Origin of the sequence: Candidatus Villigracilis affinis (genome assembly GCF_016705895.1) — a bacterium.
GTDB lineage: Bacteria > Chloroflexota > Anaerolineae > Anaerolineales > Villigracilaceae > Villigracilis > Villigracilis affinis.
In genome coordinates this window covers 694931-720197 of sequence record NZ_JADJKT010000036.1, presented here as the reverse complement: position 1 = coordinate 720197, position 25267 = coordinate 694931, and the positions used below count along the sequence as shown (strand labels likewise).

The following is a 25267-nucleotide window of genomic DNA, read 5'->3' as shown; positions in this document are numbered from 1 at the left end:
TCAGGGGTGTGAAAGTTTGTGTTCGAAAAATTAACCGACTCTTCTCGCCTTGAGCAGCGCATCCACCAGCTCCGCCACGCGGATGGGCTTGGGGATGTAGTGGTTCATGCCCGCGGTCATGCACATCTCGCGGTCGCCCTGCATGGCATTGGCGGTCAGCCCGATGATGAAGGGACGTTTGGTTACCCAGCGCGCCACGATCTGACGGGTGGCTTCGAGGCCGTCCATTTCGGGCATTTGCACATCCATCAAGATCACATCGTATGGCTGGCGTTCAAGTGACTGGATGGTTTCGATCCCATTCGAGGCTACATCTGCGCGGTAGCCCATTTGCTCAAGCAGGCGCAGCGCAAGCTTTTGATTGACGGCGTTATCCTCGGCGAGGAGAATGCGAAGCGGATGCCGCACAGCCATCTGCGGGTCAGGTTTGAAGCGCCCGATTGTGGGAGGTTCCTCATAAGCCGAAGGCTTGAAGAAGAGTCCGACCAATGTATCGAACAGCTGCGATTGTTTGATCGGTTTGGTGAGATAGGCGGCGAAGATGTTGGTTTCATCGCCCGCTTCACGCCGACCGAGGGAACTGAACAGCACCAACGGGAATTTTGTCTTGCTGCGAATCTTCTTTGCCAGTTCGAGGCCGTCCATTTCGGGCATGTGCATGTCGAGAATGGCCACGTCGAATTTTTCACCGTCTTCGATCCATTGCAGGGCGGTGATGGGGGAATCGGTTTCGCGGGAGGTCATGCCCCATTTGGCGGTCTGCACGTTGAGGATGTAACGATTGGTGGCGTTGTCATCCACGATGAGCACGTGTTTGTTTTGAAGCTCCGGTTGGATGCCCGCATAATAACGTTTTTGGGTGGGCGGTAATTCTGCAACTTCTGCTTTGACCGTGAAGTAGAACGTGGAGCCCTTGCCCATGCCTTCACTGGTGGCCCACATGGTGCCGCCCATCATTTCAGCGAGATGTTTGCTGATGGCCAGCCCAAGACCCGTGCCGCCATATTTGCGCGTGGTGGATGAGTCGGCCTGCGAGAATGATTGAAAGAGTCGGCTCATGCCGTCTTTCGAAAGGCCGATGCCCGTATCGCGGACGGAGAAATTGAGGAGCGCCTTTTCCTTTGTGCCGCCGTTCTTGTAGCGCTGGCTGGAAACCGTCAGCACCACTTCACCTTTCTCGGTGAATTTGACCGCGTTGCTGAGCAGGTTGGTGATGATCTGACGCAGGCGGGTCACATCGCCGACGATGGCGGGAGGAATTTCGCCTTCGAAAATGTAGGCGAGGTCGATTCCCTTTTCGACGGCGCGCGCAGAAACCAGGTCCAGTGATGATTCGACGCAGTCGCGTAATTCGAACGGCTGATGTTCGATATCCATGCGGCCCGCTTCGATCTTGGAGAAATCCAAAATATCGTTGATGATGGCGAGCAGGGCATCGCCCGAGTTGCGGATGGTTTCAGCGTAGTCGCGTTGTTCGTTGTCGAGTTTGGTATCGAGCAGGAGTCCGCTCATGCCGATGACGGCATTCATCGGGGTGCGGATCTCGTGACTCATGGTGGCAAGGAAGGAACTCTTGGCTTCGTTGGCTTGTTCGGCGGCGGCGCGGGCGATGCGGGCATCCTCGAAGAGACGCGCATTCTGGATGGCCGTTGCCATGCTGGATGCGATGGATTCCATCAACGTGATAATGGATTCATCGTAGGCGTTTTCATGCTCGAAGTTTTGAATGGTGATGCCGCCGATGAGGTCCCTGCCGACCACCATCGGGACCATGATGACCGATTTTGGAATTTCGTTGAGTGCGGTCATATTCGCGCCGAAGCGTTTCCACAGCGCGGGCGATTGGCGGTTGATGACCAGCGATTTGCCGAGCATGGACGATTTGATGGTGAAATCGTTGATGGGGAATGAAGCCGTTTGAATGCGTTCGTTCTTGCGGGTGACGTAGTGCGCGGTGACAGAGCGGGACTCGGGGTCGAATAAACCGATGCCCACGTTATCCTCCATGACCAGTTCGCGGATCTTGTCACCGACGCGCTCGATGATGGTTTGCACATCCAATTGCTGGGTGAGCACCTGCGCGATATTGTTGAGGATTTCCAACTGCGCGGCGCGGCGTTTGGTTTCCTTGAGCAGGCGTTGGGTCTCATCGAAGAGGCGCGCGTTTTCGATGGTGACGCTTAACGAGTTGGCGATGGTGGTAAGCAGGCGCACATCGGCTTCACTGAAGGCTTCTTCATGTTCGAGGTTTTGCAGAGAGACCACGCCGCGCACTTCGTTCGCCACCATCATCGGGATCCACATGCCAGACCGCACGACCACATCGCCTGGATTTGTGCCAAGCAGCATTGAATTGTATTTTTGCGAAAGCTCTTCGAAATTGCGGTTGGCGATGATGGGCTTGCCCGTGCGGATCACATGACCGCTGAAGCCGCCCATGCCGTCCTTCAAAACCAGCGGTTCCTGATAAAACCGCTCGCCGTTCTCGATGATATACGGAAAGTGGGTGATGTTGGTGGCCTTGTCGTACATGGTCAGCACAACGGTTTGGGCATCGAAGATTTTTTGAATCTGGCTGCCGACATCATCGTAGATGGTTTGAATATCGAGCTTGGGGTCAAGCCCTGAGATCATATTATTGATGATCGAAAGTTCGTTGGCGCGTTTGTTGATGAAGTCGAACAGGCTGGCATTTTGAATGGCGATGGCCGCCTGCATCGAGAGCCGTTTCAGGAAATCAAGGTCCACTTCAACAAAGGGATTGCCGCCATTGCGCCAGACCGCCATCATGCCGCCGACCTTGTCGCCTGTCAGCAGGGGAGCCACCATCAGGCGTTCCTCGGTCTCGACCGGTGTGCCTGGAATTTGTATGGTGCGCGGGTCGTGATTGGTATCGTTGATGAACTCGCCCTGCCCAAGCTGCGCAAGGGTGCCGATGATGCCCTGACCCAGATAAATGGTATCCACTTTGATCTCTGCGGCGATCTCGCCTTCGGCGGCAATCGCTTGAAAATAGGAGCCATCGCCCTGCGGCAGATAAATGGCGCTGGTGGAGGCCGAGAGCAGGTCACGCGCATGATGGGCGATCTTATCCATCACATCCTTCAATTCAAGCGTGGATGAAATATCGCGCCCCACGTCATTGAGCACGGAGCTTTCCCGTGCGCGCCGCTCCGCTTCGTTGAGCAGGCGCTGAGTCTCGTCGAAGAGGCGGGCATTTTCCAGCGCGATTGCCATCGAGTTGGCCAGAGTCTGCAGCAGGCGCAGGTCTGATTCCCTGAACGCGTTTTCTCTATCCACATTTTGCAGGGAGATGACGCCTTTCACCCGATTTCCCACCAGCATGGGCACATCCATGCGCGATTGAATATCCTCCCCGCCGCCGAGGATGATGGAGCGTGTGCCGATCAGGCGTTCCTCTTCATCGGGCATGTTCGAATTAATGATGACAGGCTGGCGGGTACGAATGACATACCCTGAAATTCCGCTGGGGGGCAGGGACTCCTGATCGAGACGTTTTCCTTTTTCGCTCAGGTATGGGAAATGACAGAGATTTTTTTCCGCGTCATAGGAAACGATCATCACGGTCTGTACATCGAAGATGCCTGCGATCTTTTCCCCGACCAACTCGTGGATCATATCGATATCGAGTTTGGAGGCGAGTTTCGCCTGCACGCTGTTGACGATCTCCAACTCGGCGCCGCGCTGGGTGCTTTCTTCCAGCAAACGCTGGGTTTCATTAAAGAGACGCGAATTTTCAATGGCAATGGAGGCCTGGTCTGCGAACAATTGCAGCAGGCGCAGCTCGGAATTGGCGAAGGTACGCGGGTCGGAGAAGTGAATATTCATCACACCGACCACACGGTGACGGAATTTGAGCGGCAGACCGATCAACGACCCTGTCCACTTTGATGGTGAACCCATGTAAAGCGGATGCGTGCGCATGTCTTCCACCAGCACGATCTCGCCCGTCCTCGCCACGATATCGGTTAATCCGCCGGGGCGCGGCTTTGAAACAGGCACGTCCTTGATATCCCCATTGGCGATGGCAGTGCCGAAGACCAGCTCTTCATTTTCATACAGGAACAAGTTGATATTCTCGATGCTCGGCATCAACTCGGATGTGTTTTGCAGGATCGAATCCAATACTGTGGAATATTCCAGATTCGATGACAGGTCGATGCTGGCCCTGCGGATCGCCTCAAGCTCGGCGTTGTGCTGTTCGGTTTCCTTGAGCAGGCGCTGGGTCTCATTCAGCAGGCGCGCATTTTCCAGCGCCGCGCTCATCGAGCTTGCCAGAGTCTCCAGCAGGCGCACATCGGATGGGCTGAATGAATTCTCGCGGTCCATGTTTTGCAGCGAGATCACACCGCGCACTTCATCGGCGGCGACCAGCGGCACATACAAAGCCGACTTGGGGATCAGCGGTCCCAGCACAAGACGCGCGCCGTATTCCTGCATCTGTTCCCCGACCTTGTCATTGAACAGGAAGGTCTTTTTCACCCGCACGAGCGTCTTCATGAAATCGCTCATCGGGGCGGGGTCCAAATGTTCCCTGCCAAAACGGTCGATGTAATAATTGAAATATTGGATTTCGGTTTTCAGGTCAAACGACGCAATGATGGTCGTTTGCGCGCCGAAGAGGTCATGGATCTTATCCCCCACAAGCTCATATACCGCCTGCAATTCCAATTTGGAGGCGAGGCCGTCCTGCACGCTTTTGATGATCGCAAGCTCAGCTTCGCGCTGTTCCAACTCTTTGCGGATGCGCGCACTCGAAACTGATTTTGGAGCAGCAGCGGCGGACTTTTTCTTTAGCGGTTTTGGCGTTGCTTTTTTATTTTTTTCGGCTTTGGGCATGCGCACCTCTAAGATGGAATTCAGTTTACATACGGGCGGGAAAATCGTCAATAGCGGAAATAAAACAAACAGGCGATTCAGCCTGTTTGTCATCGTTTTGAAATGGATTTTGCGCCTCGGACTCAGGGTGGGCCTGCTCCTGTCATCCCAAGCAGAATCAGCCCTGATGGAGCGCGAAAACGACGTTCTAAAAATACTTGGCGTACGCCTCGCCCAGCAGCTTTTCCAGATACGGCTTGACCTGCCAGAACGACTTCAAATTTCGATATTCCTCCACCCAGCGCGGATCGCCGGGCGGGGTGGTTTTCATGGAGCGGATCATCAGATTCTTGCCCGTATGCTCGATGGGGACGAACTGCGTCACATCGGTGCGGTAGCCCATGATGCGCAGAATGGTGGCGCGGAAGGTGTCTGTCAGAATATCGCCCATGCGCTCGAACAAAATGCCGTGATGGAAAACAGGCAGCATCTGACTCGGTGTCGGCGCATGTGATAACTGTTCCTGCAATTCGTGTTGACAACACGGCGCACAGACAATGACCTTGCTCTCCCATTGAATGCCTTTGGCCAGCGCATCGTCGGTGGCGGTATCGCAGGCGTGCAGGGCGAGGATGACATTCGGTTTCACTTCGGGTTCGTACTCTGCGATATAGCCGACCTCGAATGACAATCTATCCCAGCCCATGGCGGCAGCAGTTTGTTGATGGCGTTCGATCAACTCGGCTTTTACATCCACACCTGTTACGTGGACATCGAGCTCCAGAATATTTCGCAGATAATAATAGACGGCAAAGGTGAGGTGGGCACTGCCACAGCCGAAGTCCACTACATTAACGGGCGACCCGCTCCAGGCGTCGAAGGATGCGGTCTCATCCAATAGTCGCAAAAACTCGTTGATCTGTTTGTGCTTGCGCTGCATATCCGCTTTGATGCGGCCATCCTTCGTCATGATTCCGACCGCCTCCAAAAATGGACGCGCGTTTTCATCGGAAAGGATGCGGTGCTTCTCGCGGTTGTGCGCCAGATTCACAGGCACGGGCACGGCGGCAGGTTTGAATTCATTGACGATGGGCTTGCCCTTCTTGGAAACATTGACCTGCACATTGCCCGCGTTGCTCTCTACAAAAATATTTCGGAAGGGCAGCGCCAGCAGTTCATCTACTCTGGCTTTGGCTTGTTTGAAGGGGTAATTTTGGGTGGTGTCTTTTTTTTCGTCGAAATACGAGAATTGCAATTGAACCTCGCCCTGAATTTCAACAGGGCGCACGATGACCTTTTCCCACTGGATGGAAAAGCCCTTTTGCCCGCCGCTAAAAGTTGCGCGGACAAAGGTCTCACGGGCGAGGATGCGTTCTCGAATCAGTTGCTTGAAATCGTCCATGCGGCGAAGTATATCATTTGCGCAAACTCAAATAAAAAGGCGGCTGGTACGCCGCCAGATATCCCCTCTTAAACCTGCCCATCCTTCCAATCCTTATACTTGTGCAGATCCTGTTCGACCAATATCAAACATGCGCCCATCACTGCCACATCATCCAGTTGACCGATGATAGGCAGCATATCGGGCATCATGTCGAATGGATTGAACACATAGATCAGTGTGAAGACGATCGAAGCGATCGATCCGTATGGGATTTGACGATACGCCCCCGCCCAGTAATCCTTGACGATGGCGATCAGCAGTTTGCCATCTTCTACGAACCGCGCCAGCGGACCTTTGGCGCTGAATTTCCTTTGTATCTCTTCAGACCTGCTGATCACTTTTTCAACGTCTTTTGGTGTAACGTTTTGCGCCCCATCTTTGATATACTCTTCGCTCGGTTTGTTCAACATCGCGACTTGCTCCTTTTCACTCTGCGGACTCTATGAGAGTGATGTGATTTCATTGTATCAAAAGAGGGGACTAAAGCAAAACCCGCCTGTTCGTCTGTTACAGAGATCGTTGACTCCGCAGCCCTTGCACGATGACATCATCCAGCTCGAGTACAAACTCTGTCGAACTCTCGATCAGGGCAATGATCGCCTCGCGCGGACCCTGTTTCCACTCGTCACTGCCGTAAAAGGCATCCTGACTCTGCTGGCGATGGGCGAGGCTGTCGTATCTGCGGATAAGGTAGTAGGAGTTGTCATCGTGGGCGGATGGACCGAAATCAACCACGTCCACGTTCCAGCGTTTCAGCATGGGACCAGACTGTTCAACAACGAGTTGATGAAACTTGTCACGGCTTGCGGGTTTCAGAGCATACGAGCGGAACTCAACCAGGTGCTTCATTTTTTATCATTGCTCCTTGTTGTTTTTATTTTATCAGTTGCTTCAGTTTGTGCCCGTTTGTAAATCCGCCCCACTCGTCCTCCTCCAAATGGGACATGATGATTTCACAAAATTTGCATACGTTTTTTTGTCCCATTTGGGGGAGGTGCCCGAAGGGCGGAGGGGGCTGCCCGTTGACCAAATCCCTGTGCCAATCAGCATCTTCTTTCGTGCATGGATTCTTGCCGAATCAAACGGCATCCATTCACACCATGAATCTGTTTAAAGGATACTTTTTTGAATTCACTTTATCGAAACTTTATATTTACTTTGTCCATACAACGGCGTGTGATTCTTGATTCCCTTCAACGCCCCCTTGCCCCGCAATTTGTCCGTGATCATTAATGGAGTTGGCGGAAGTAAAAGAACCTCCCAATGTATCTAATTGGAACATTTTGTTTTTTTGCCAAAGAACAGCCATGGATATTATTCCGTCATCGCTCTGCCCGACAATTTGCCCGCGCTCATTAATATCAATTGCTGCACTGTGGGAGCCGCCTGGCAATGTTCCCAGATCAGTCATAACTCCTCTTTCCCATAAGAAAGCGTGATGCTCTCCAGTTGCAGTCGTGCTGCCACCAACGATTTGTCCCTTTTCATTTATATCTTCAGGATGTGTGAAGTCTCCTCCCAGAGATCCCAGGTCTTTCATGACGCCCTTATACCAAATAAATGCATGGCTGCTGCCTGCATGCGTATCTCCGTAATACCCTAGAATCTGGCCTTTGTTATTAATGGCAACAGGGAAATAATCCGAGGACTCGTCCAATGTGCCAATGTCTATCATCACGCCCTTTTGCCAAAGAAATACGTGATTAGCCCCTGTCGCAGTCTCGCTGGTGCCAACAATTTGCCCCTTGTTATTAATTGCCATCGCATCGCTGTTTGCGCCGCCTAATGTCCCAAGGTCTGTCATGGTCCCCCTGCTAAACATAAACGCATGAACTTCACCTGATGCAGAGTCGCTGGCGCCAACGATCACCCCGTTCTCATTTATATCGTTAGCCCAACTGATGGTGCCGCTGGGAAAGGTTCCCAAATTGGTTATGGTGTCATTTTCCCAAAGGAAAGCTCCTCCCGCATCAGCAGAACTGTATCCAACGACTTGACCGCGATTATTAATTCCCCTTGCTTCTGTTTCGCCATTCTCGGTCAGGGATCCTAAATCTGTCATTGTTCCATTTCGCCAGATGAATGAGTGGCTTATTTCTTCTGCAGTAACACTCGTGCCTATGACGTCTCCTCGATTGTTGTTTGCAAATGCGTAGCCAAATGGCCCGCCCAAAGTACCCAGATCGATTACAGAATATCCCTGATGGAGAGCATGTGCAGGCTGAAATGTGGTCAGAATTAATACCAATACTACGACCAGAGTCAGTTTATTTGCAGTTTGTTTCATGATTTATCTCCTTGAATTGTATGAAGAATTTGATGAATGAAGTTTTAGTTTTTTTTTAATATTCCATTACCCTCCTGAAATAAAGTTTGTACTGTTTGTTTTAAGTTCCCCAGTCTGTTAATTTTCAGACGGAGATGCTATTGTGGACTGACAATCCTCAATGTTGTTATTGCATCATTATCTGCAAGAAGCAAGGGCGCTTTCTCGTGGTTGCCCGCCGCAAGCAAGCTGGCGTTAACTTCTTTTATTGTGTATACGCCGGTTGGAGTTAGTAAATAAATTTGACATTGTTTTTTTTAGCGACAATGGGAACTCAGCGGTTAATTTCATTTTATCAATAAATCCACCTGCTATCATTACAAAATTGATCGAAGTCTTTCGTGCATTTTCGTCTTCGATCCCTCCCGGGGTTCCTCCGCCGTACATACTCCCATCACCCAGGTTGGAACTGAAAATGGTTACCGTGCCTGCGCCGAGCCCAATATCCATTACAACGGCATAGGGGACATTGCTTTCTGGCTGGAAAGCAATGCCCAAACCTTCGGACTTGGTTGTGAAACAAGTTTTTTTATTAATATCACACCTCCCTTTCCTCATCCTCCCTCGCCACTTCTCCGCGTTCCATCTTCCTTCTCAAATTCTCAGGCCACGCGGATACATCTTCCGAAGGCAAGAACGTTAGGCTTGCGCCGTGCTGAGTGAGAATATCGCGCGTGCGACAGTTGAGCACGGCCTTGGCTGCGTTGATTCCCGATTGGGTCACGCCCGCCACGCCGTGACTGAGCGTGCTCGCGCCGCACAGATACAAGCCTTCGAACTCGGTGCGCGGCGAGAAGGCCCACGGCCCCACCTGTTGCGGCGATTTCTCGATGCCGTATAAATTTCCGCGCGTGGCGTTGAGATAATGTTCATTCGTCAGCGGCGTGCCGAGGCTGTAAAACACAATGTGCTTGCTCAAGCCAGGCACGTGCTTCTCCAGTCCGCGCACCATGCGCCACGCCAGGTCTTCCTTCATCGCTTCGTAGTCCGCGGGGCGCGAACCGTATTTCGAATTCGCAAATTGCTCGAAGGCCTCATAGCCCACGAACGCGAACGACTCGCAGGTGTGATGTCCGCTGTGCAGTTTCGACGGGTCTTTCAACGTGGTCGCGGTCAGGAACATGCCGGGCGGAGTCTCATCTTTCAAGACAGCATCGGTTAATCCATCGGAATAAATTTTGTCCACATCGGCGTGGTCGTAGAACCAGTAGTTGCCCGAGTCGAGTCCTGCTGCGCGCAGATCCATATCGGTGGCGAAGAACAGGCTTAGGCAAGAAGTCGAATATCGGACGGAATCAACTTTCCGCTTGAGTCGAGGCGAGAGCTTTTCCTTCCCAATTAATTGACCGAACGTTATCTCAGGGTCCGCATTGGAAATTACAACATCCGAGCGGATCTCTTCGCCGCTGTCCAATTCCACGCCGATAACCTTTTTTCCCTTCGACGAGAATCCGCTTCACCCTACACTGAAGCCTGATCTCGCCACCAGACTTTTTCAGCGCCCTGACAAATGCGCGCGGCAACGCGAACGCCCCGCCCAGCGGATAATATCCGCCGTTGAAATAATGATGCGTAATGCCCGCATGGACGAAGGCCGAAACCTTCGACGGCGGCATGCCATGATCGCCAGATTGCGCCGCCAGCACGCCGCGCAAAACGGGATCGCTGACGTGCGCGTTGATCAAGTCCGCGCCTGTGGCACGCATCCACTTGAGAATGGACGGCGCACTCGTCACCGCTTTCAACGGATCGCTCAACTTGCCAATGTTCGAAAGCGATTCCATCATGTTGGTTAGGTCAGCGAAATAAGAATCAATTCCCTTTGCTTCATGCGGAAAATGACTCTTCAGTCGTTCAATTAAATTTTCCTTGCCTTTGGGAAAATCCACGCGTTGATCACCAATGACCACATGGTCGTAGCCATCAGGGTTAAGCTCGCAGAAGGTCAGGTCTTGCGAAACGCCAAGCCCATCATAAATTCGACGCAAGCCGCCGCCCTCTTCCAACGACCCGATGTAATGCACGCCCGGGCTAAAGCGATAACCTTCGAGCGTGAACGAATGAGTCCAGCCACCGGGCCTGTCGTGCTGTTCGAGCACGATCACTTTTTTGCCAGCTTGTGCGAGTGCAACGGCTGCGGTGAGACCGCCTGCGCCTGAGCCGATGATGATTGCGTCGTAGTTCATGGTGTCCTCCAAAGGTTTTCGGCGGGCTAAAGCCCTGCCTCAGTTCGTGGAAGTCCGCTGAAGCGGACTCGTCGCTGCTTATGCCTTGCCGCCCTTTCCCATCTGGGAGGACTTCAGTCCCCCCCCCCCCCCCCTAACGTCGCCCTAACTTGTCTTCTCCTCCAAATCAATTTTCCGCGCCACATAATTTTCATAATCAGGTACCAGTCTGTCGTACAGACTATCCATGAGTGGAGAGGAGATCATGAAATCTGCGGAAGCTCGGTTGTTGGCAATGGGGATATTCCACACAACCGCCATACGCAACAACGCCTTCACATCGGGGTCATGCGGCTGAGGTTCCAGCGGATCCCAGAAAAAGATGAGGAAATCGATTTTGTTTTCCACGATCTTCGCACCGATCTGCTGGTCGCCGCCGAGCGGTCCGCTTTTGAGTTTGGTGATCTTGAAACCAAGTTCTTTTTCCAGTAGTTTCCCCGTTGTGCCTGTTGCATAAATCTGATGATGCGATAGCAGCACGCTGTTGAATTTTGCCCATTCCAACAGGTCACGTTTCATATTGTCATGCGCCACAAGGGCGATCTTCTTGTCGTGCTCCATTGGGATTTTCTTATGAGGCATACTGCTCCTATTTGTGTGGGAAACACGGTGGTTGAGTAGCCCCGAATGCTTTTGAGGGGAGTACCGCGAAGTCCCCGTAGGGAACCACTAGTGTTTACTCATTCGTCATCAATTTGACGTAGATCTCTTCCAGCGCCGATTCGCGCATGGACAAATCCATCAGCGTCCACTTGTTGGCAGAGACGGTTTCCAGCATGCCCGCGATCGCGTCCACTTCGGCGGTGCGGAAGATGTAATTGCCGTTGACCTGCTCATAGTCCAGTTTCTGGTCCGCGTGGAAGATGACCTGATATTCACGCTTGCCCAATCTCGCGCGGATGGCGTCCATCGTGTCTAGGATGAGCAGTTTGCCGTTCTTGATGATCGCCACGCGGTCGCAAATGGTTTCCACGTGAAAGAGGTTATGTGCGCTCAACAAAATGGTCTTGCCTTCGTGGCGCAGGGTTTTGAGATAATTGATGATGAAGAACGAGGTCAACGGGTCGAGGCCTGAGTTGGGTTCATCCAGGATCAGCAGGTCGGGGTCGTGCAGCAGCGCGCGCGCGATGGCGGTCTTGCGCTTCATGCCTTTGGAGAATTCGCCCGTCAGTTTCTTTGTCTCGTGCAAGTCCAGCGAATTGAGAAGTTCGTCAATCCGTGTCAATGCCTTTTGGCGCGGCATCTGATACAGCTCGGAGAAGAACAGCAGATATTGCTGGGCGGTCATCGCCTCATACAGCGGACTTTCCTCAGGCAGGTAGCCGATCTTCTGTTTGATCTTCGCGCTGCCTTTTTGAATGTCCTCTCCCATCACCCGCACAATTCCCTCGCTCGGTTCGATCAGCCCCGCGATCATTTTCATGGTGGTGCTTTTCCCCGCGCCATTATGCCCGATGATCCCGACGATCTCGCCCGCATGAATTTGTAAGTTCAGCTCATGAACGACTGTAGTATTATCGTAGCGCTTGGTGACATTTTCGATGGTTATCATGCTGTAATTTTATCTCAAAGTGTCATGCTGAGCGGAGCGAAGCATCTCTACCTCTGTAGGCTGAGACCCTTCGCTGTCGCGAAGGGTGACAAATTATTAAAGAGTGGATTATGAATCAAATCCTTGTGATTGCATGGCGTGAAGTGACGCGCCTGCGTAAACGTTTTGGCGGCGGAGCGAGTCCGCTGGCGGTGGTGGCGTTGCTGGCTGTGCTGGGTCTGTCCGCGTATTATTTGCGCGATACGGTTTCGCTTGGCAGCGGCTTGTATCGCGTTGGTGTTTCTGGTGATGTGCCTGCCATCAGTGACAGCCGCTTTGCTGTGATGGAAGTGGATGCAGAGCAGGGGCAAACTTTGCTCGAACAAAAAGTGATTGATGTGTTCATCGACGGCTCGCAGGTCTATTCACGCGAGGATGACAAGTCACAGTTTGCTGTGCGTGCCTTGAAGCAATACATGGAAAAGCAGGAGCTGATCCGCGTGGGCAATTCCTTCGCAAACGCGGACGCGTTCCCTCTGCGGGTGGCGATCAACTATCTCGGAGCCGCCGAGCAGGCCGCAGCGCAGAATGACGCGGGCGGAGCGCTTCCCATAACAACGCCCGAGGAAGTCATCATCCCATCCCTCACGCCGCCTCCCGCGCCGTTCACACAAGTCCTCGTGGCGCTGCTTTACATCATGCCGATCACCTTCATCAGCATTTTTTTCACCAGCAGTTTTATGGATGAAAAAATGAACCGCCGCCTGACGATTTTGCTGTCCGCGCCTGTGACTCCTTTTCAGATTATTTTTGGCAAGATGCTGCCCTACGCGATCTTCGCCCTCGCTTCAACCGTGCTGATAGCTGCTCTGACCAAAACGAACATTCTCCTCGCTCTGGCCATTTTCGCGCCGACCACGTTGTTCATCTTCGCGATCTATTTGATGGTGCCGCTGTTTTACCGCACGTTCAAAGACACGACCTTTATCGCGATGCTCGTGACTACGCTGACAACGGCCTATCTTGTATTCCCCGCGATGTTCACCAACGTAAATGACCTTGCGTATATTTCGCCGCTGGCGTTGGCTGTGAAGATGTACCGCAACGAGCCGTTTGGCTGGCGCGAATATTTGTTCCCGTCCCTGCCGATGGCGGCGATCTTTGGTCTTGCCATGTTCGCAGGCACGCGCCTGCTGAACGAAGAATTTTTGATGGGCTACAAGCCGCTCACGCGCAAGCTCAGCGACGCGATCTATTTGATGATGGCGCACTCGAAGCCGTACATCGCCGTGCCGTTGTGGAGTTTGATCACCATCCCCGTTGTGTACATGACGCAGATCGTTTTCCTTGCGTTTGCGACCAACCTGCCCGTGGGGTTGATCCTCGGCTTTACGCTTTTCGCATCCGCCTTGATCGAGGAGGTGGTCAAGACGGTTGGCATTGTGGCGCTGGCCGAGCATGGCGCGGTGAAGACATGGCGTGAGATCATCGGTCTTTCATTTTTATCCGCTTTGGGATTTTTGATCGGCGAGAAACTCTTGCTGCTGGTTTCCATCAGCATGGTGTCACAGGCTCCGGTTGCGGGCGCGTTGTTTGGCGCGGGGCTGCTCCTGTTCATCCCGCTGATCGCGCATTTCGTTTTCTCGACCATCATCACCGTGCTGCGGACGAAGTTGCGATTTCCCTATTGGCTGGCTTTGGGGATCGGAACCATTGTGCATTTTATTTATAACGTGTATGTGCTGAGAGGTGGAATGTGATCGCCCCGTTTTTTGCAGTTGTCAAAAAGGAATTGGCCTCGGTCATCCGTGACCGTACCATTATCATCTCGATCTTGATCCAGTTGTTTATCGCTTCATTTTCATCGGCCTTGCTGTTGGGAATGCTCTCGCTGTATGACTCGGATACGATCATGAACTTCGGCGGCGCGGGGATCAAGATCGGGGTGGTGGATTCATCGGATAACACACTTGCTTCGTTGATGGGCGAGCGTGGATTAACGGTTGTTCAGTACGCCACATTGACCGAGGCGCAGACCGCGTTTTTCAACAATGAAGTCAGCGCGGTGGTGGATACCCCTGTGGATGCAAATGGAATTACAGAGATCAAGCTATATCTTCCAGATCTGGATGCGATCAGTTCGCTGATCCGCATGGTGATTCAGGAGCCGCTCAAACAATACGAGAATTACCTGCGCGGGCAAAAGGGAATTGAAGTCCGTTATACGGACTTGAAAGGCAAGCCTTCGACCTCTTATGAGTTCGTGTATTCGGTACTCATCCCCATGCTGATGTTCTTTCCCGCCTTCGTCTCTGGCAGCATGTCCGTGGACTCGCTGACCGAAGAAGTGGAAAATAAAACTCTACAAACTTTACTCTCCACACCGTTGAGCATCAATGGGATGGTGAGCGCGAAGATTTTGGCATCGGTGATCCTGTCCTTTGTGCAGGCTGTTGCGTGGATTGCTTTGCTGCAAATGAATGACATCGTCATTCAAAACACGGGCTGGATCCTTTTGCTGGCGGCCATCATTGCAGGTATCACATCCACGGCGGCGATGTTGGGTGCGGTGATGCTGCAAGACCGTGAACGCTCGCAATTCATTTACTCGCTTTTGCTATTGGCTGGTGCTGGAATCAGCACCTTATTAAACACATCGCCAATCACGGCGTTGTCGCGCCTGGCGATTGGCGATGCTTATACAAGTGGATGGAACGTGGCGGTCTTTGCGGTATTTCTCGCCGCGCTGTATTTCCTGTTGGCCAAAATGTCGCGCAGGCTGCTTGCCTAGTTCGATCATCTTTTAGCGATTTTAACTGGATCCTTAGCGCAAAGGCGCTGAAATTTTTACTCAGACAGCATCTTTTCGTATACCATAAACTCTCGCAGCACTTCAGGAACGATCCATGCATATTCTTCGCGCAGGGGACCCTCCAGTCTGGAGATGGTCAAATGCCACGAGAGCGTCTTGACGATGGCTGCCACAGGCTTGGAGAGGCGATAGGCTGTTAGCAACGCATCCTTCGACGCGAATTTCTGCCATGGTTCCAGATAGCGATCCAACAGAGAGGCCATTTCGGGGGTGAAGGAATAATCGTCCAGATTGAGAGCGATCTCAATGCTGACGAACAGGGTGCGAAGCGATACAAAGGGATGGGTCACGCTGGCATCGCCCCAATCGAAAAAGGTGATGCGCCCATCTTTGAGCAGGATATTGCCGTCATGGAAGTCACCGTGGTTCAGTGATTCGGGAATCCCAAAGGAAGATAGGTCCGTACAGATTTGTTCGAGGCGCGGCTTCAGTTCTTTTAATTGCTGAAACTCTGTAGGGGTCAGCCCTTTTTCCTGGCCGATCATCAGGCTGGCTTCATCCGCAAGCAATTCTGTATATCGGGTTGGCAGCAGGGCAAGCCGATGGTCTGGAATCCCCATTGTCAGTATCTCAGAGATGTGCTCGGCAAGTCCGATCTGTAATTCGGCATAGCGGGTGATGACTGGTTCCCACGGCTTGATGTCCTTTGTTGGGCGGATGGAGGCGCGCAGTTGTTCGCCGCCATCGCGCATCAGCATCCAGCCGCGTGATGGTTCCGCGCTCACGATGTCGGGCAGACAATCGGGGAACCACTCAGCCATTCTTTGGGTCAATGCGATTTCATGGATCGTTTCGGCCGCGGTGGCTTTGAAGAACAATGTTCCTTCGTCGGATGGGACGCGCATCACCGTGGACCATGCATAGGCATGCGGCTGTTCGATCTCGCCTGTCAGTTCAATTGAATTTCGCTTTGCCTCAGACTGGATCCAGTCATGGGCTTGTTTTTGCCATTCGGGGTCGTGCCAGAGAAGTTGAGGTTGGGTCGTCATTTTGATCTCTTTCTAAACAGGCGCTTTATCAGGCCGACCTCAATCAGCGCCTTGTCATTTCTGCAGTGCGCCCAGCGCCGCGCCGACGATGCCCGCATCGTTCAATAATTGAGCGGCGACAACGGGGGTGTCAATGGTGAGCAGGGGCAGGAATTTTGTAGAGTCTTTGCTGATGCCGCCGCCAACGATAAAAAGGTCGGGCCAGAAAAGTTTCTCCATCGTATTCAAATATCTATTCAGTCGTTTTGCGTATTTTTTCCATGAAAGTTTGTCACGTTCGCGGGCAAATGCCGAGGCGCGGAACTCCGCGTCCTGGCCGTTGATTTCGAGGTGGCCAAATTCCGTGTTGGGGAGCAGTTGTCCGCGGTAAAAGATCGCGGTGCCGATTCCCGTCCCGAGGGTGATCATGATAACGGTCCCGGATTGACCGCGCCCCGCACCGATGGTCATTTCTGCCAGGCCTGCCGCATCCGCATCGTTGATCATGGTGCATTCACATCCTGTAACTTTGGTGAAAAGCTCATCTGCATTGAGACCGACCCATTTTTCTGAAACATTGGCCGCCATCATCGCCACGCCGCTTTTGATCGGGGCGGGAAAGCCGATACCGATCTTGCCCTTCCAATCGAAGGACTGCGCGATTTGCTTGACTACTTCCGCAATGGGTTCGGGCTCGCCTTTTTTAGGGGTCTTGATGCGGATGCGCTCTGCGAGAAGTTGGCCCTTTTTCGTGTCAACTGGCGCGCCTTTGATGCCTGATCCGCCTACGTCAATTCCGAGGATTTGCATGATTTGTTCCTGCCTTTGAATTTGTGATGGTGGGGATTTAATCACATATGTCTGGCAAAGACAATATTAATTCAAATTTCCATTTTTTCTTCTCGCACTCTTACCAGCGTGATTCTGGCTCTGGCAATCATATCCATAAAAAAGCGTTGAGACCCTGTTCAGTTACGGTTTGCACGATCCGCTCGCAGATTTTCAGTCCTCTGTTGCCATTTGTCAGAATAACGATCCCATTTCCTGTTTTTGGGTTTCCGAACATGAAGTTCTCAAAACAGCCGTTCTCACCCCAATGCCAGAAGCAGGTTTCACTGTCGATCTTTTCAAGCCCGATCCCGATTCCCCAGGAGAGCAGACTGTTCAATTGATGTTGGGATTTGAGCATGTGCCCGGCGATTTCGTTTTTCGGTTCAAGAAAACGAAGCATGAATTGGGCGTATTCGGGTGCCGTGGTTAACAAACTGCCAGCCACATTGGGGATCATGTTGTTAGGCAGGGGCGATAGATTCGCGTGAACCTGCGGCAGGGCTTCGACAAAATCCTGATACAACCAGCTATCCAACGCCTTATTCTTTTGCGCGGCGATTTCCAACAATTTTCGACCCTGCCATGCGTTCCACGGATTGGCTTTTTGTCCGCGGTCACGATGCCCCATGCTGATCATCGCTTCGTGCTCCGCCCGCCAAATATAGGTGCTGTTGGTCATTCCAAACGGGCGCAGGACCCGTTTCTGTAAAAACGATTCAATGCTTTGACCAGTGATCTGTTCGATAACACGTTGTACGTAGAAGAAGCCCTCGCCTGAATAGGAGAAGCCCGTGCCTGGCTCGAATTCAAATTCAAATTTGTCTTCGATGTCAAAACGCCAGTTTTGCAGGCCTGATGTATGTGTCAGCGCCTGACGTGTCGTGATAAGTTTGAGTTGAGGGATCTCGTCCGCTTCGGGCAGGGGAAGATAATCGTGCAGAGGTTTATCGAGGTCTAGTTTGCCCTCTTGTTTCAAGGTTAGAACTCCATAGGTAAATACTGGCTTGCTCAGAGACGCAGCTTGAAAAAGCGTATTTTCGGTGATCGGCTCTTCTTTTGTTTCTGAATTTTTCACGCCAATGGCTTGGGTGGATATCACCTGACGGTCTTTGATGATACTGAATACCAATCCCGGTACACCGGCTGTTTCCATAAATTCCAAAAGTTTTTCGGTCGGTATTGTAGATGCTTGCATGTTTGATTCTCCCGGTAAATTTAATGAACATCCATTCCTGTCAAAACGCTACTACATTTATAGGTAATGCTTGAATTGTACGTCCTTCGTATCCTGTCATGGTTTTGGCCATGCACAGTGAATTATAGATGGCTTCTTCGGTGGCTTCAATGACAGCTTGAAACAAAGGTGACATCCCCATGTTGGGTACTTCAGGATATGCCCAAATTTTCCCGCGCCGCTCCGCCGTTCTGCGCACTTCCTCCGCCGTGGAAAACGCGATGACATAATCTCCCGACCCATCGCTCATGGAGGCACCCGTCCGTGCGAGGCCTGCCAGTCCGCGTTTGGCGAGGCGCTTGAGGTTACGGTCGGAGAGCGGCGCATCGGTGGCGACGATGATCATGATTGAACCATCGGCGCTGCTGTCATCGAGTTTGTTTTTCAAATAATATTGACCGAGGTTTTGCCCAACAGGCACACCATTCATTTGCAGCACGCCGCCGAAATTGGATTGCACCAACACGCCCACCATATGTCCGCCGAGGTTCTGCGGCAGCACACGCGAACTCGTACCTATGCCGCCCTTCCACCCAAAGCAGATCGTCCCCGTGCCCGCGCCGACGTTGCCTTCGCTGACTTCTCCACCCTTTGCGCTTTCGATCGCCTGGATGACATGCTCTTTTGTGACTGTGATCTTGCGGATATTATTCAACGTCCCATCATTGGTCTCACCCACGACGGGATTGACGCTTCGCACTTCGCTGTTGCCTGCCTGCTCCAACGTGAACAGGATCAGCGCCTCGGCAGCGTGTGGCACAGCCAGCGTATTCGTCAAAACGATGGGTGTTTCGATCTCACCGAGTTCCTCGATCTGCGTTGACCCCATCAGCTTGCCGAATCCATTTCCCACCGCCACCCCCGCAGGGACTTTCTCCTGATACAGATTCCCGCCATGCGGCAGGATGGCGGTCACGCCTGTGCGAATGTCTGTGCCTTCGAGCAATGTGACCTGCCCGACTTTCACGCCCGCCACATCGGTGATGGCATTCCACCTGCCAGTGGGTAGAATGCCCGGGGCGATTCCCAATTCCCGTGCGCGTTTGCGATTTTCCATTTATGCCTTCGTTACCATGAACGTGACCCGATACTCGCCCGCTTCGATCTTATCTTCCAAATTGACGGGGTAAGGCAGCACAGAAATTACGCGGATCAAATAGCCCTCATATTCAATACGGTCTTGCATCCCTTCAAATTCCATCTCGGGCGTGCGGCCTTGATAGTCTGTAAAGGTTCGCAGGTTGATTTCCATCGGCTCTTCGTTACCCGCTTGCACCGTCACCGCAATGGACACAGGTCCGCTTTCGGCGCAGGTGACTTCGCTCGGGCAGCGATCATCTTCGGTCACACCGACCAGTTTCACGGTCAGGGTTGAAGCGCTGACCGTGGCGGATTGACCCGCAGCCAGCGTGAACTCCTCTCCTTCGGCAGGAGTCAGATTCGGCAGGGGAGTCGCCGCCTGACAGGCCGAGGTGAGAAGAAATAAAAACATGAACAAGATGTTTTGAATTTTCAACATGGGGTTCTCCGTTTCGCGCTGGTTGACTGATGGAGATTATAAATCTCCCATCGTGCTTTCGATGAATATAAGATATAAGAGCCACAGCAACTTAATCGGCCGCGTTCCGTAGAAAATACCGATCTCGGAATACGTTTTCCCGCCAAAACAGTACTCTGCGGCTATTGACCTATTGAAAATCAAATAGTATTATCCACTTATTAGTAGTAAAACTTGTCATTATCAGGACAGGGAAACCAAAAAATCATTCAGAGGATGTCATGCAGTTAAAAATTCAAAATCTTGGCAAACAATATAAACGCGATTTCTGGGGCTTGAAGGACTTCTCCCTTGAGATCAAACCCGGTATTTTAGGATTGCTCGGCCCGAACGGTGCGGGCAAATCCACCTTCATGCGGATGCTGGCAACCATCACCAAGCCGACCGACGGCAGTATTAAATGGAACGACGTGGATATCGTCAAACAGCCCGACACCCTGCGTGATGTGCTGGGATATTTGCCGCAGGATTTCGGCGTGTACCCGAATTTGACCGCAGTGGAATTCCTCGAATACATGGCCGCCATCAAGGGACTCGATTCGGTCACCGCAAAGAGGCGCATCGACGAATTGCTTCAATTGACTAATCTTGTGCAGGCCGCGAAGCGTCCGCTGGGCGGATATTCGGGCGGCATGAAACAGCGCGTGGGCATCGCCCAGGCTTTGCTCAACGACCCGCAGCTGCTCATCGTGGATGAACCCACCGTCGGGTTGGATCCCGAAGAGAGAGTCCGCTTCAGGAATTTGCTCTCAGATTTATCGGGAGAAAGAATCGTTATTTTATCCACGCACATCGTTTCAGATGTGGAAGCGACCGCCACGCATATCGCGCTTGTCAACAAAGGAAAGCTCTTGCGTGAGGCTGCGCCTGAAAACCTGCTCAGCGAACTCGAAAACAAAGTTTGGGAATGGACCATCCACAGCGATGACCTGCCCGCGTTGAAGCAAAAGCATATCATCAGCGGCACGATCCGCAGAAGCGATGGGGTGCAGGTGCGTGTGGTGAGCGAGACCAAACCCGATGCTAACGCCCAAAATGTTTCGCCGAATCTCGAAGATGCCTATCTGTTTTTCATCGGCGGTAAATAATGAAATCGGCACGCATCATCTATCATCTTGCCCGCGCCGATTTCTTCGAGCGTGTGCGCCGTTATAGTTTTCTCGTGATGCTGGGGCTGGTGGTTTTTCTCGGTTATCAAACCGCTATCGGTAACATGGCACTCGAGTTGGGACAGTATCGCGGCGAATTCAATTCCGCCTGGGTCGGTGCGATGATGTCATTGATCGGTACATTTTTTATCGGCTGGTTCGGCTTCTATCTCGTCAAAGGCTCGGTGGCACGTGACCGCGAAACGGGCGTCGGTCAGATCATGGCGACCACACCGCTCACCCGTCCGCTGTATTTGCTGGGCAAATGGCTGAGCAACTTCGCCGTGTTGATGGCGATGGTCGGCGTACTTGCGCTGGCAGGTATCGTCATTCAATTGCTACAGGGCGAAAACACACAGATCCAATTGTTCGCTTTTCTTGACCCGTTCGTTTTCATCGTTATGCCGCTCATGGCGCTTGTGGCCGCGCTGGCTGTCTTGTTCGAGTCGATCTCGTTTTTGCAGGGCGGCTTTGGCAACATCGTTTACTTTTTCGCGTTCATCATGTTCGTGCCGCTCTTCATGGAAAACGATACGCTGAGCCAATATCCCGCTTTCGAACCGATGGGGCTGGGCCTGTTATCAGGTGAAATGGGCAGGGCTGTCAGCGCGATCCACCCCGATTATGACGGCAGTTTCACCCTCGGCGGCGGCATTGTGGAACAGGCCACCACCACCTTCGTCTGGAACGGCATCGCCTGGACGCCCGAATATATCTTTGCGCGATTCTCTTTGATCGTTCTTGCCGTCGGCTTGATTTTCCTCGCCGCGCTTTTCTTCGACCGCTTCGACCCATCGCGCTCAAAACCGCGCAAAGCGCGTTCCGCTTCTTCCTCCGAACCGACGCCTGCTTCAACATCCCAGGCATTGCCTGTGCCGCATCTGACTCCGCTTAACAAGTCTGCGAATCGATTTAGCTTCTTCACCGTTCTCATTGCTGAATTGAAACTCCTGCTTAAAGGACAGCGCTGGTGGTGGTACGTTGTCGCACTTGGAATCATCGTCGCCTGCGTTGCGAATCCCTCTACTGTTGTACGCGAGATTGTTTTGCCCATCGCCTGGGTCTGGCCCATTTTGATCTGGTCCTCCATCGGCAACCGTGAAATCCACAACAACGTCCAGCAGTTGACCTTCTCTTCGGCTTCCCCGTTGTGGCGGCAGGTCCCTTCGCAATGGCTGGCTGGGTTGATCGTCACCTTGCTTGTCAGCATCGGCGCCATCTTCCGCTTCATCATGGACGGTGACACCGTCGGCCTGCTCGCCTTACTTTCAGGTGCAATCTTCATCCCATCGCTTGCTCTCGCCTCAGGCGTGTGGAGCGGAACCAGCAAGCTCTTCGAAATTCTCTATATGGTCATCTGGTACATCGGCCCGCTCAACAAAGTCCCCGAGTTGGATTACATCGGCTCCCACAGCAACGGCCGCCCTGAATTCTTCATTCCGTTTTCGATTGCGTTGATCGCCTTCGCCATCTTCGGCAGGGCCAGACAACTGCGGAATTAGCTTCAATAAAAATCCCGAGACAAGTCTCGGGATTTTTATTTTTACTTCCAAATATGGCCGTATCCATACTCGCCTTCGATCAGCTTCCCTTCGGCGAAGCGTTGGAATCGGAACGGGGTGATGTCCACGGTTTTTGGTTTGCCATCCAGGATCAACTCCACCATGCTTGCGCCCGCGGCGGGGGAGGTCTTGAAACCTGTGCCGCTCAAACCGCACGCGAGATAGAACCCATCAGGTCCTGCCGCGCTGTAGATGGAACGCTGATCGGGGGTAATGCCATCGCGTCCCACATGGATTGAATGCAATCCACTCTCTTCGATCTTCGGAATGCGCTGAACCATCGCGTCAATAAGTTTATCCACGAAAGTAGGTGTGGGAGTCTGGTCTTCGGCATCGGGCGCTTCGCCGCGCAGAGATTCGTCCTCGCCCGCGGCAAGGATCAGCGCGCTGCCTTCGGGGCGGAAATAGCAATTAATGACATCATCGATCACCGCAGGGAATTTACCCAATGAAGGCGGGCGATGCAGGAACGCCACATCATGTGTCCATGTAACCAGCGGTACATCCACACCTGCCAGCGCCGCAACATGCTTTGCCCAAGGCCCCGCCGCATTGATGATGATCGGCGCATCGAAACCACCTTTTGTAGTACTGACTCCCGTCACTTTTCCGCCCGTTGTATGAATGGCCGTCACTTCGCAGTTTTGGATCAACGTAGCCCCGTTCCGCTTTGCAGAATCAAGAAATGAATTCGTAGTCAGCGTGGCATCGGCATAACCAGAATCGGGCTCATAGGCGGCGTAATCGAAATGCTCCGTCACAAGATCGGGGAAAAGCTTTTTCACTTCCGCCGCTGAAATGACCGACGTATTAATTCCGATCTTCTGCTGGTTGGCAACGTTGCCGCGCAATTTATCTTCATGTTCGCGTTTGGCAACCTGTAAAAAACCCGTGTTAATAAATCCACATTCCCCACCCACGCGTTCCTTCCAATTGCCGAAATAATTTTTGTAACTGGCGAAGGTCAATTCTGATTCTGCGGCGAGGTCGTAATGCATGCGCACAAGTCCGCTGGAGTGCCCCGTCGCTCCCGAAGCCGTGACCTTGCGTTCGAGGATGGCGGTTTGAAGTCCGCGCTCGGCGAGGTGAAAGGCAATGCTTGCGCCCATTACCCCAGCACCGATAACAATGGCATCGTAGGTTTGCATCATGTGAGTTTCCTTTTAATGAATTCCGCCCATTATAACCTTTGGGTCGGGATGTCCGGCGCCATAACTCATGACAAATATTACATTCACAAACTTGAATGTGTTGCTATAATATATTCAAATTTACGAATATGAAAAAACAATCCATTACTCAAATTTCAGAACAAATTTCCGTGCCGCTTGCCGCCATTTCCGCACCGCAGCGCATTGCCATTTTGCTTGCCATTGGCACTGGCGAAGCCTGTGTTTGTCACCTCGAAACCGCGCTGGGTTGGCGGCAGGCTTACATCTCCCAACATCTGATGGCTCTTCGCAAAGCCGATATTTTGCAGGATAGACGCGAAGGCCGTTACGTTTTTTATAAATTAAGAAACGCCTCTTTTCTGGACCTGATCACTGCCTCAGCGGCACTAAGCGGGCTCGCCGCTGAATCAGTTTCAACGCTCGTCAATACCCGTGCGTATCCGTCATGTGAATGTCCGCAATGTGCGCCTGTATTGATTCCCGCGAACAGCTTATAAGGAAACAATGACCACTCTTTCATCCCCATCGCCTGCTCAATCCCACAAAAATCTCCCACTTTATGTTTTTCTCACCACCTTGCTTTGGCTGATCGCTTACAACGTCATCCAACCTCTCGCAGATTGGGTTTCCTATACGGCCTTTGGACTTGCCCGCGACTCGCGCTTTGGCGAATCACTGGCGTTCTTCCTCTATGATGTACCAAAGATTTTGCTCCTGCTGTCAGGCATGGTCTTTGCCATTTCCATCATTCGTACCTTTTTCAGCCCGGAGCGCACTCGTGCCATGCTTGGAGGAAAACGTGAAGGGATTGGAAATGTCTTTGCAGCCTTGCTTGGCATTGTCACGCCCTTTTGTTCATGCTCCGCCGTTCCGCTCTTCATCGGCTTTGTGGAATCAGGCATTCCGCTCGGCGTGACGTTTTCCTTCCTCATCGCCGCGCCCACGATCAACGAAGTGGCTGTCATCATGTTGTTCGGTCTATTCGGCTGGAAAGTCGCCGCACTTTACGTCACATCTGGGTTGGTCATCGCTATTCTGGCAGGCATAGTGATCGGCCGCCTCAAAATGGAGCGCTACGTGGAGGACTTCGTCTGGCAGATCAAAAGCGGGGCAGGGCAGGTGCTGGATGAAAAATTGACCTGGAACGACCGCATTGAACGGGCTTGGGAATCTGTCAAAGAGATCGTTGGCAAGGTCTGGTTGTACGTGGTCGTTGGGATCGCTGTCGGGGCGGGGATTCATGGGTATGTGCCTGAGAGTGCGCTGGTTGGGATCATGGGCAAACAAGCCTGGTGGTCTGTCCCTGCGGCGGTCTTGCTCGGCATCCCACTTTACTCAAATGCTGCGGGCATCATTCCCATTGTGAGTGCATTGATGGAAAAAGGCGCATCCCTTGGAACCGTGCTGGCTTTCATGATGGCTGTCGTTGGGCTAAGCCTGCCAGAGACGATCATCCTGCGCCGCGTACTTAAACCGCAGTTGATCGCCGTGTTCATCGGTGTCATTGCCGTTGCGATCATTTTCACGGGCTATCTTTTCAATATCATTTTGTAATAG

General features: G+C 52.5%; 21 protein-coding genes. 6 read left to right on the top strand and 15 right to left on the bottom strand.

The window, feature by feature from the left end:
• Nucleotides 1–30: 30 nt before the first annotated feature.
• From IPI86_RS18490 to IPI86_RS18450, 9 genes are all read right to left on the bottom strand, one after another.
• The gene (locus IPI86_RS18490; RefSeq protein ID WP_345299488.1) at nt 31–4860 is read right to left on the bottom strand and encodes a GAF domain-containing protein; all 4830 of its coding nucleotides are present in this window, start codon (nt 4858–4860) and stop codon (nt 31–33) included.
• Between the two features lie 187 nt (nt 4861–5047).
• Nucleotides 5048–6241: an SAM-dependent methyltransferase gene (locus tag IPI86_RS18485; protein ID WP_345299487.1), complete on the bottom strand. Its 1194-nt coding sequence runs from the start codon at nt 6239–6241 to the stop codon at nt 5048–5050.
• A 68-nt stretch (nt 6242–6309) separates the two neighbouring features.
• Nucleotides 6310–6693, bottom strand: a complete 384-nt coding sequence (locus IPI86_RS18480; protein WP_345299486.1) for a DUF1232 domain-containing protein — start codon at nt 6691–6693, stop codon at nt 6310–6312.
• 97 nt (nt 6694–6790) lie between these two features.
• Nucleotides 6791–7132 carry an NIPSNAP family protein gene (locus tag IPI86_RS18475; protein WP_345299485.1) on the bottom strand — a complete coding sequence of 114 codons (342 nt, stop codon included), beginning with the start codon at nt 7130–7132 and terminating at the stop codon, nt 6791–6793.
• Nucleotides 7133–7436: 304 nt separating this feature from the next.
• Nucleotides 7437–8570 carry an HAF repeat-containing protein gene (locus IPI86_RS18470; protein ID WP_345299484.1) on the bottom strand — a complete coding sequence of 378 codons (1134 nt, stop codon included), beginning with the start codon at nt 8568–8570 and terminating at the stop codon, nt 7437–7439.
• A gap of 577 nt (nt 8571–9147) precedes the next feature.
• Complete coding sequence (locus IPI86_RS18465) at nt 9148–10029, bottom strand: hypothetical protein (protein WP_345299483.1); 882 nt, start codon at nt 10027–10029, stop codon at nt 9148–9150.
• Complete coding sequence (locus IPI86_RS18460; RefSeq protein WP_345299482.1) at nt 9968–10807, bottom strand: NAD(P)/FAD-dependent oxidoreductase; 840 nt, start codon at nt 10805–10807, stop codon at nt 9968–9970. Before IPI86_RS18460 ends, IPI86_RS18465 begins: the two co-directional genes overlap by 62 nt.
• A 132-nt stretch (nt 10808–10939) precedes the next feature.
• Complete coding sequence (locus tag IPI86_RS18455; RefSeq protein WP_345299481.1) at nt 10940–11416, bottom strand: methylglyoxal synthase; 477 nt, start codon at nt 11414–11416, stop codon at nt 10940–10942.
• 94 nt (nt 11417–11510) lie between these two features.
• Entirely contained in the window at nt 11511–12386 is an 876-nt protein-coding gene (locus IPI86_RS18450) for an ABC transporter ATP-binding protein (protein WP_345299480.1), read from the bottom strand.
• A 110-nt stretch (nt 12387–12496) separates the two neighbouring features.
• On the opposite strand from IPI86_RS18450, the gene IPI86_RS18445 reads away from it, so the two are divergent.
• Nucleotides 12497–14125 (top strand): ABC transporter permease, encoded by a 1629-nt coding sequence (locus tag IPI86_RS18445; protein WP_345299479.1) that lies wholly within the window; start codon nt 12497–12499, stop codon nt 14123–14125.
• Nucleotides 14122–15156, top strand: coding sequence for an ABC transporter permease (locus tag IPI86_RS18440; RefSeq protein WP_345299478.1), 1035 nt, complete (start codon nt 14122–14124; stop codon nt 15154–15156). Before IPI86_RS18445 ends, IPI86_RS18440 begins: the two co-directional genes overlap by 4 nt.
• A 56-nt stretch (nt 15157–15212) precedes the next feature.
• Here the strand turns inward: IPI86_RS18440 and IPI86_RS18435 are convergent, their stop codons facing one another.
• From IPI86_RS18435 to IPI86_RS18415, 5 genes are all read right to left on the bottom strand, one after another.
• Nucleotides 15213–16226 carry a phosphotransferase gene (locus tag IPI86_RS18435; RefSeq protein ID WP_345299477.1) on the bottom strand — a complete coding sequence of 338 codons (1014 nt, stop codon included), beginning with the start codon at nt 16224–16226 and terminating at the stop codon, nt 15213–15215.
• A 54-nt stretch (nt 16227–16280) separates the two neighbouring features.
• Nucleotides 16281–17015: an ROK family protein gene (locus IPI86_RS18430; protein WP_345299476.1), complete on the bottom strand. Its 735-nt coding sequence runs from the start codon at nt 17013–17015 to the stop codon at nt 16281–16283.
• Nucleotides 17016–17142: 127 nt separating this feature from the next.
• Complete coding sequence (locus IPI86_RS18425; protein WP_345299475.1) at nt 17143–18231, bottom strand: serine hydrolase domain-containing protein; 1089 nt, start codon at nt 18229–18231, stop codon at nt 17143–17145.
• 40 nt (nt 18232–18271) lie between these two features.
• Nucleotides 18272–19327 (bottom strand): P1 family peptidase, encoded by a 1056-nt coding sequence (locus IPI86_RS18420; protein WP_345299474.1) that lies wholly within the window; start codon nt 19325–19327, stop codon nt 18272–18274.
• The gene (locus tag IPI86_RS18415; protein WP_345299473.1) at nt 19328–19789 is read right to left on the bottom strand and encodes a hypothetical protein; all 462 of its coding nucleotides are present in this window, start codon (nt 19787–19789) and stop codon (nt 19328–19330) included.
• Nucleotides 19790–20049: 260 nt separating this feature from the next.
• On the opposite strand from IPI86_RS18415, the gene IPI86_RS18410 reads away from it, so the two are divergent.
• Entirely contained in the window at nt 20050–20916 is an 867-nt protein-coding gene (locus tag IPI86_RS18410; protein WP_345299472.1) for an ABC transporter ATP-binding protein, read from the top strand.
• A complete protein-coding gene (locus tag IPI86_RS18405) occupies nt 20916–22478 on the top strand; it encodes an ABC transporter permease subunit (RefSeq protein ID WP_345299471.1) in 1563 nt (520 codons plus the stop codon). Before IPI86_RS18410 ends, IPI86_RS18405 begins: the two co-directional genes overlap by 1 nt.
• Nucleotides 22479–22519: 41 nt before the next feature.
• On the opposite strand, the gene IPI86_RS18400 is transcribed toward IPI86_RS18405, so the two are convergent.
• On the bottom strand, nt 22520–23689 hold the full coding sequence (locus IPI86_RS18400; protein ID WP_345299470.1) for an FAD-dependent oxidoreductase: 1170 nt from the start codon (nt 23687–23689) through the stop codon (nt 22520–22522).
• A gap of 128 nt (nt 23690–23817) precedes the next feature.
• Between IPI86_RS18400 and IPI86_RS18395 the strand changes: the two genes are divergently transcribed.
• Together IPI86_RS18395 and IPI86_RS18390 are read left to right on the top strand one after the other, a co-directional pair.
• A complete protein-coding gene (locus IPI86_RS18395; protein ID WP_345299469.1) occupies nt 23818–24207 on the top strand; it encodes a metalloregulator ArsR/SmtB family transcription factor in 390 nt (129 codons plus the stop codon).
• 7 nt (nt 24208–24214) lie between these two features.
• The gene (locus IPI86_RS18390) at nt 24215–25264 is read left to right on the top strand and encodes a permease (protein ID WP_345299468.1); all 1050 of its coding nucleotides are present in this window, start codon (nt 24215–24217) and stop codon (nt 25262–25264) included.
• Nucleotides 25265–25267 lie beyond the last annotated feature (3 nt).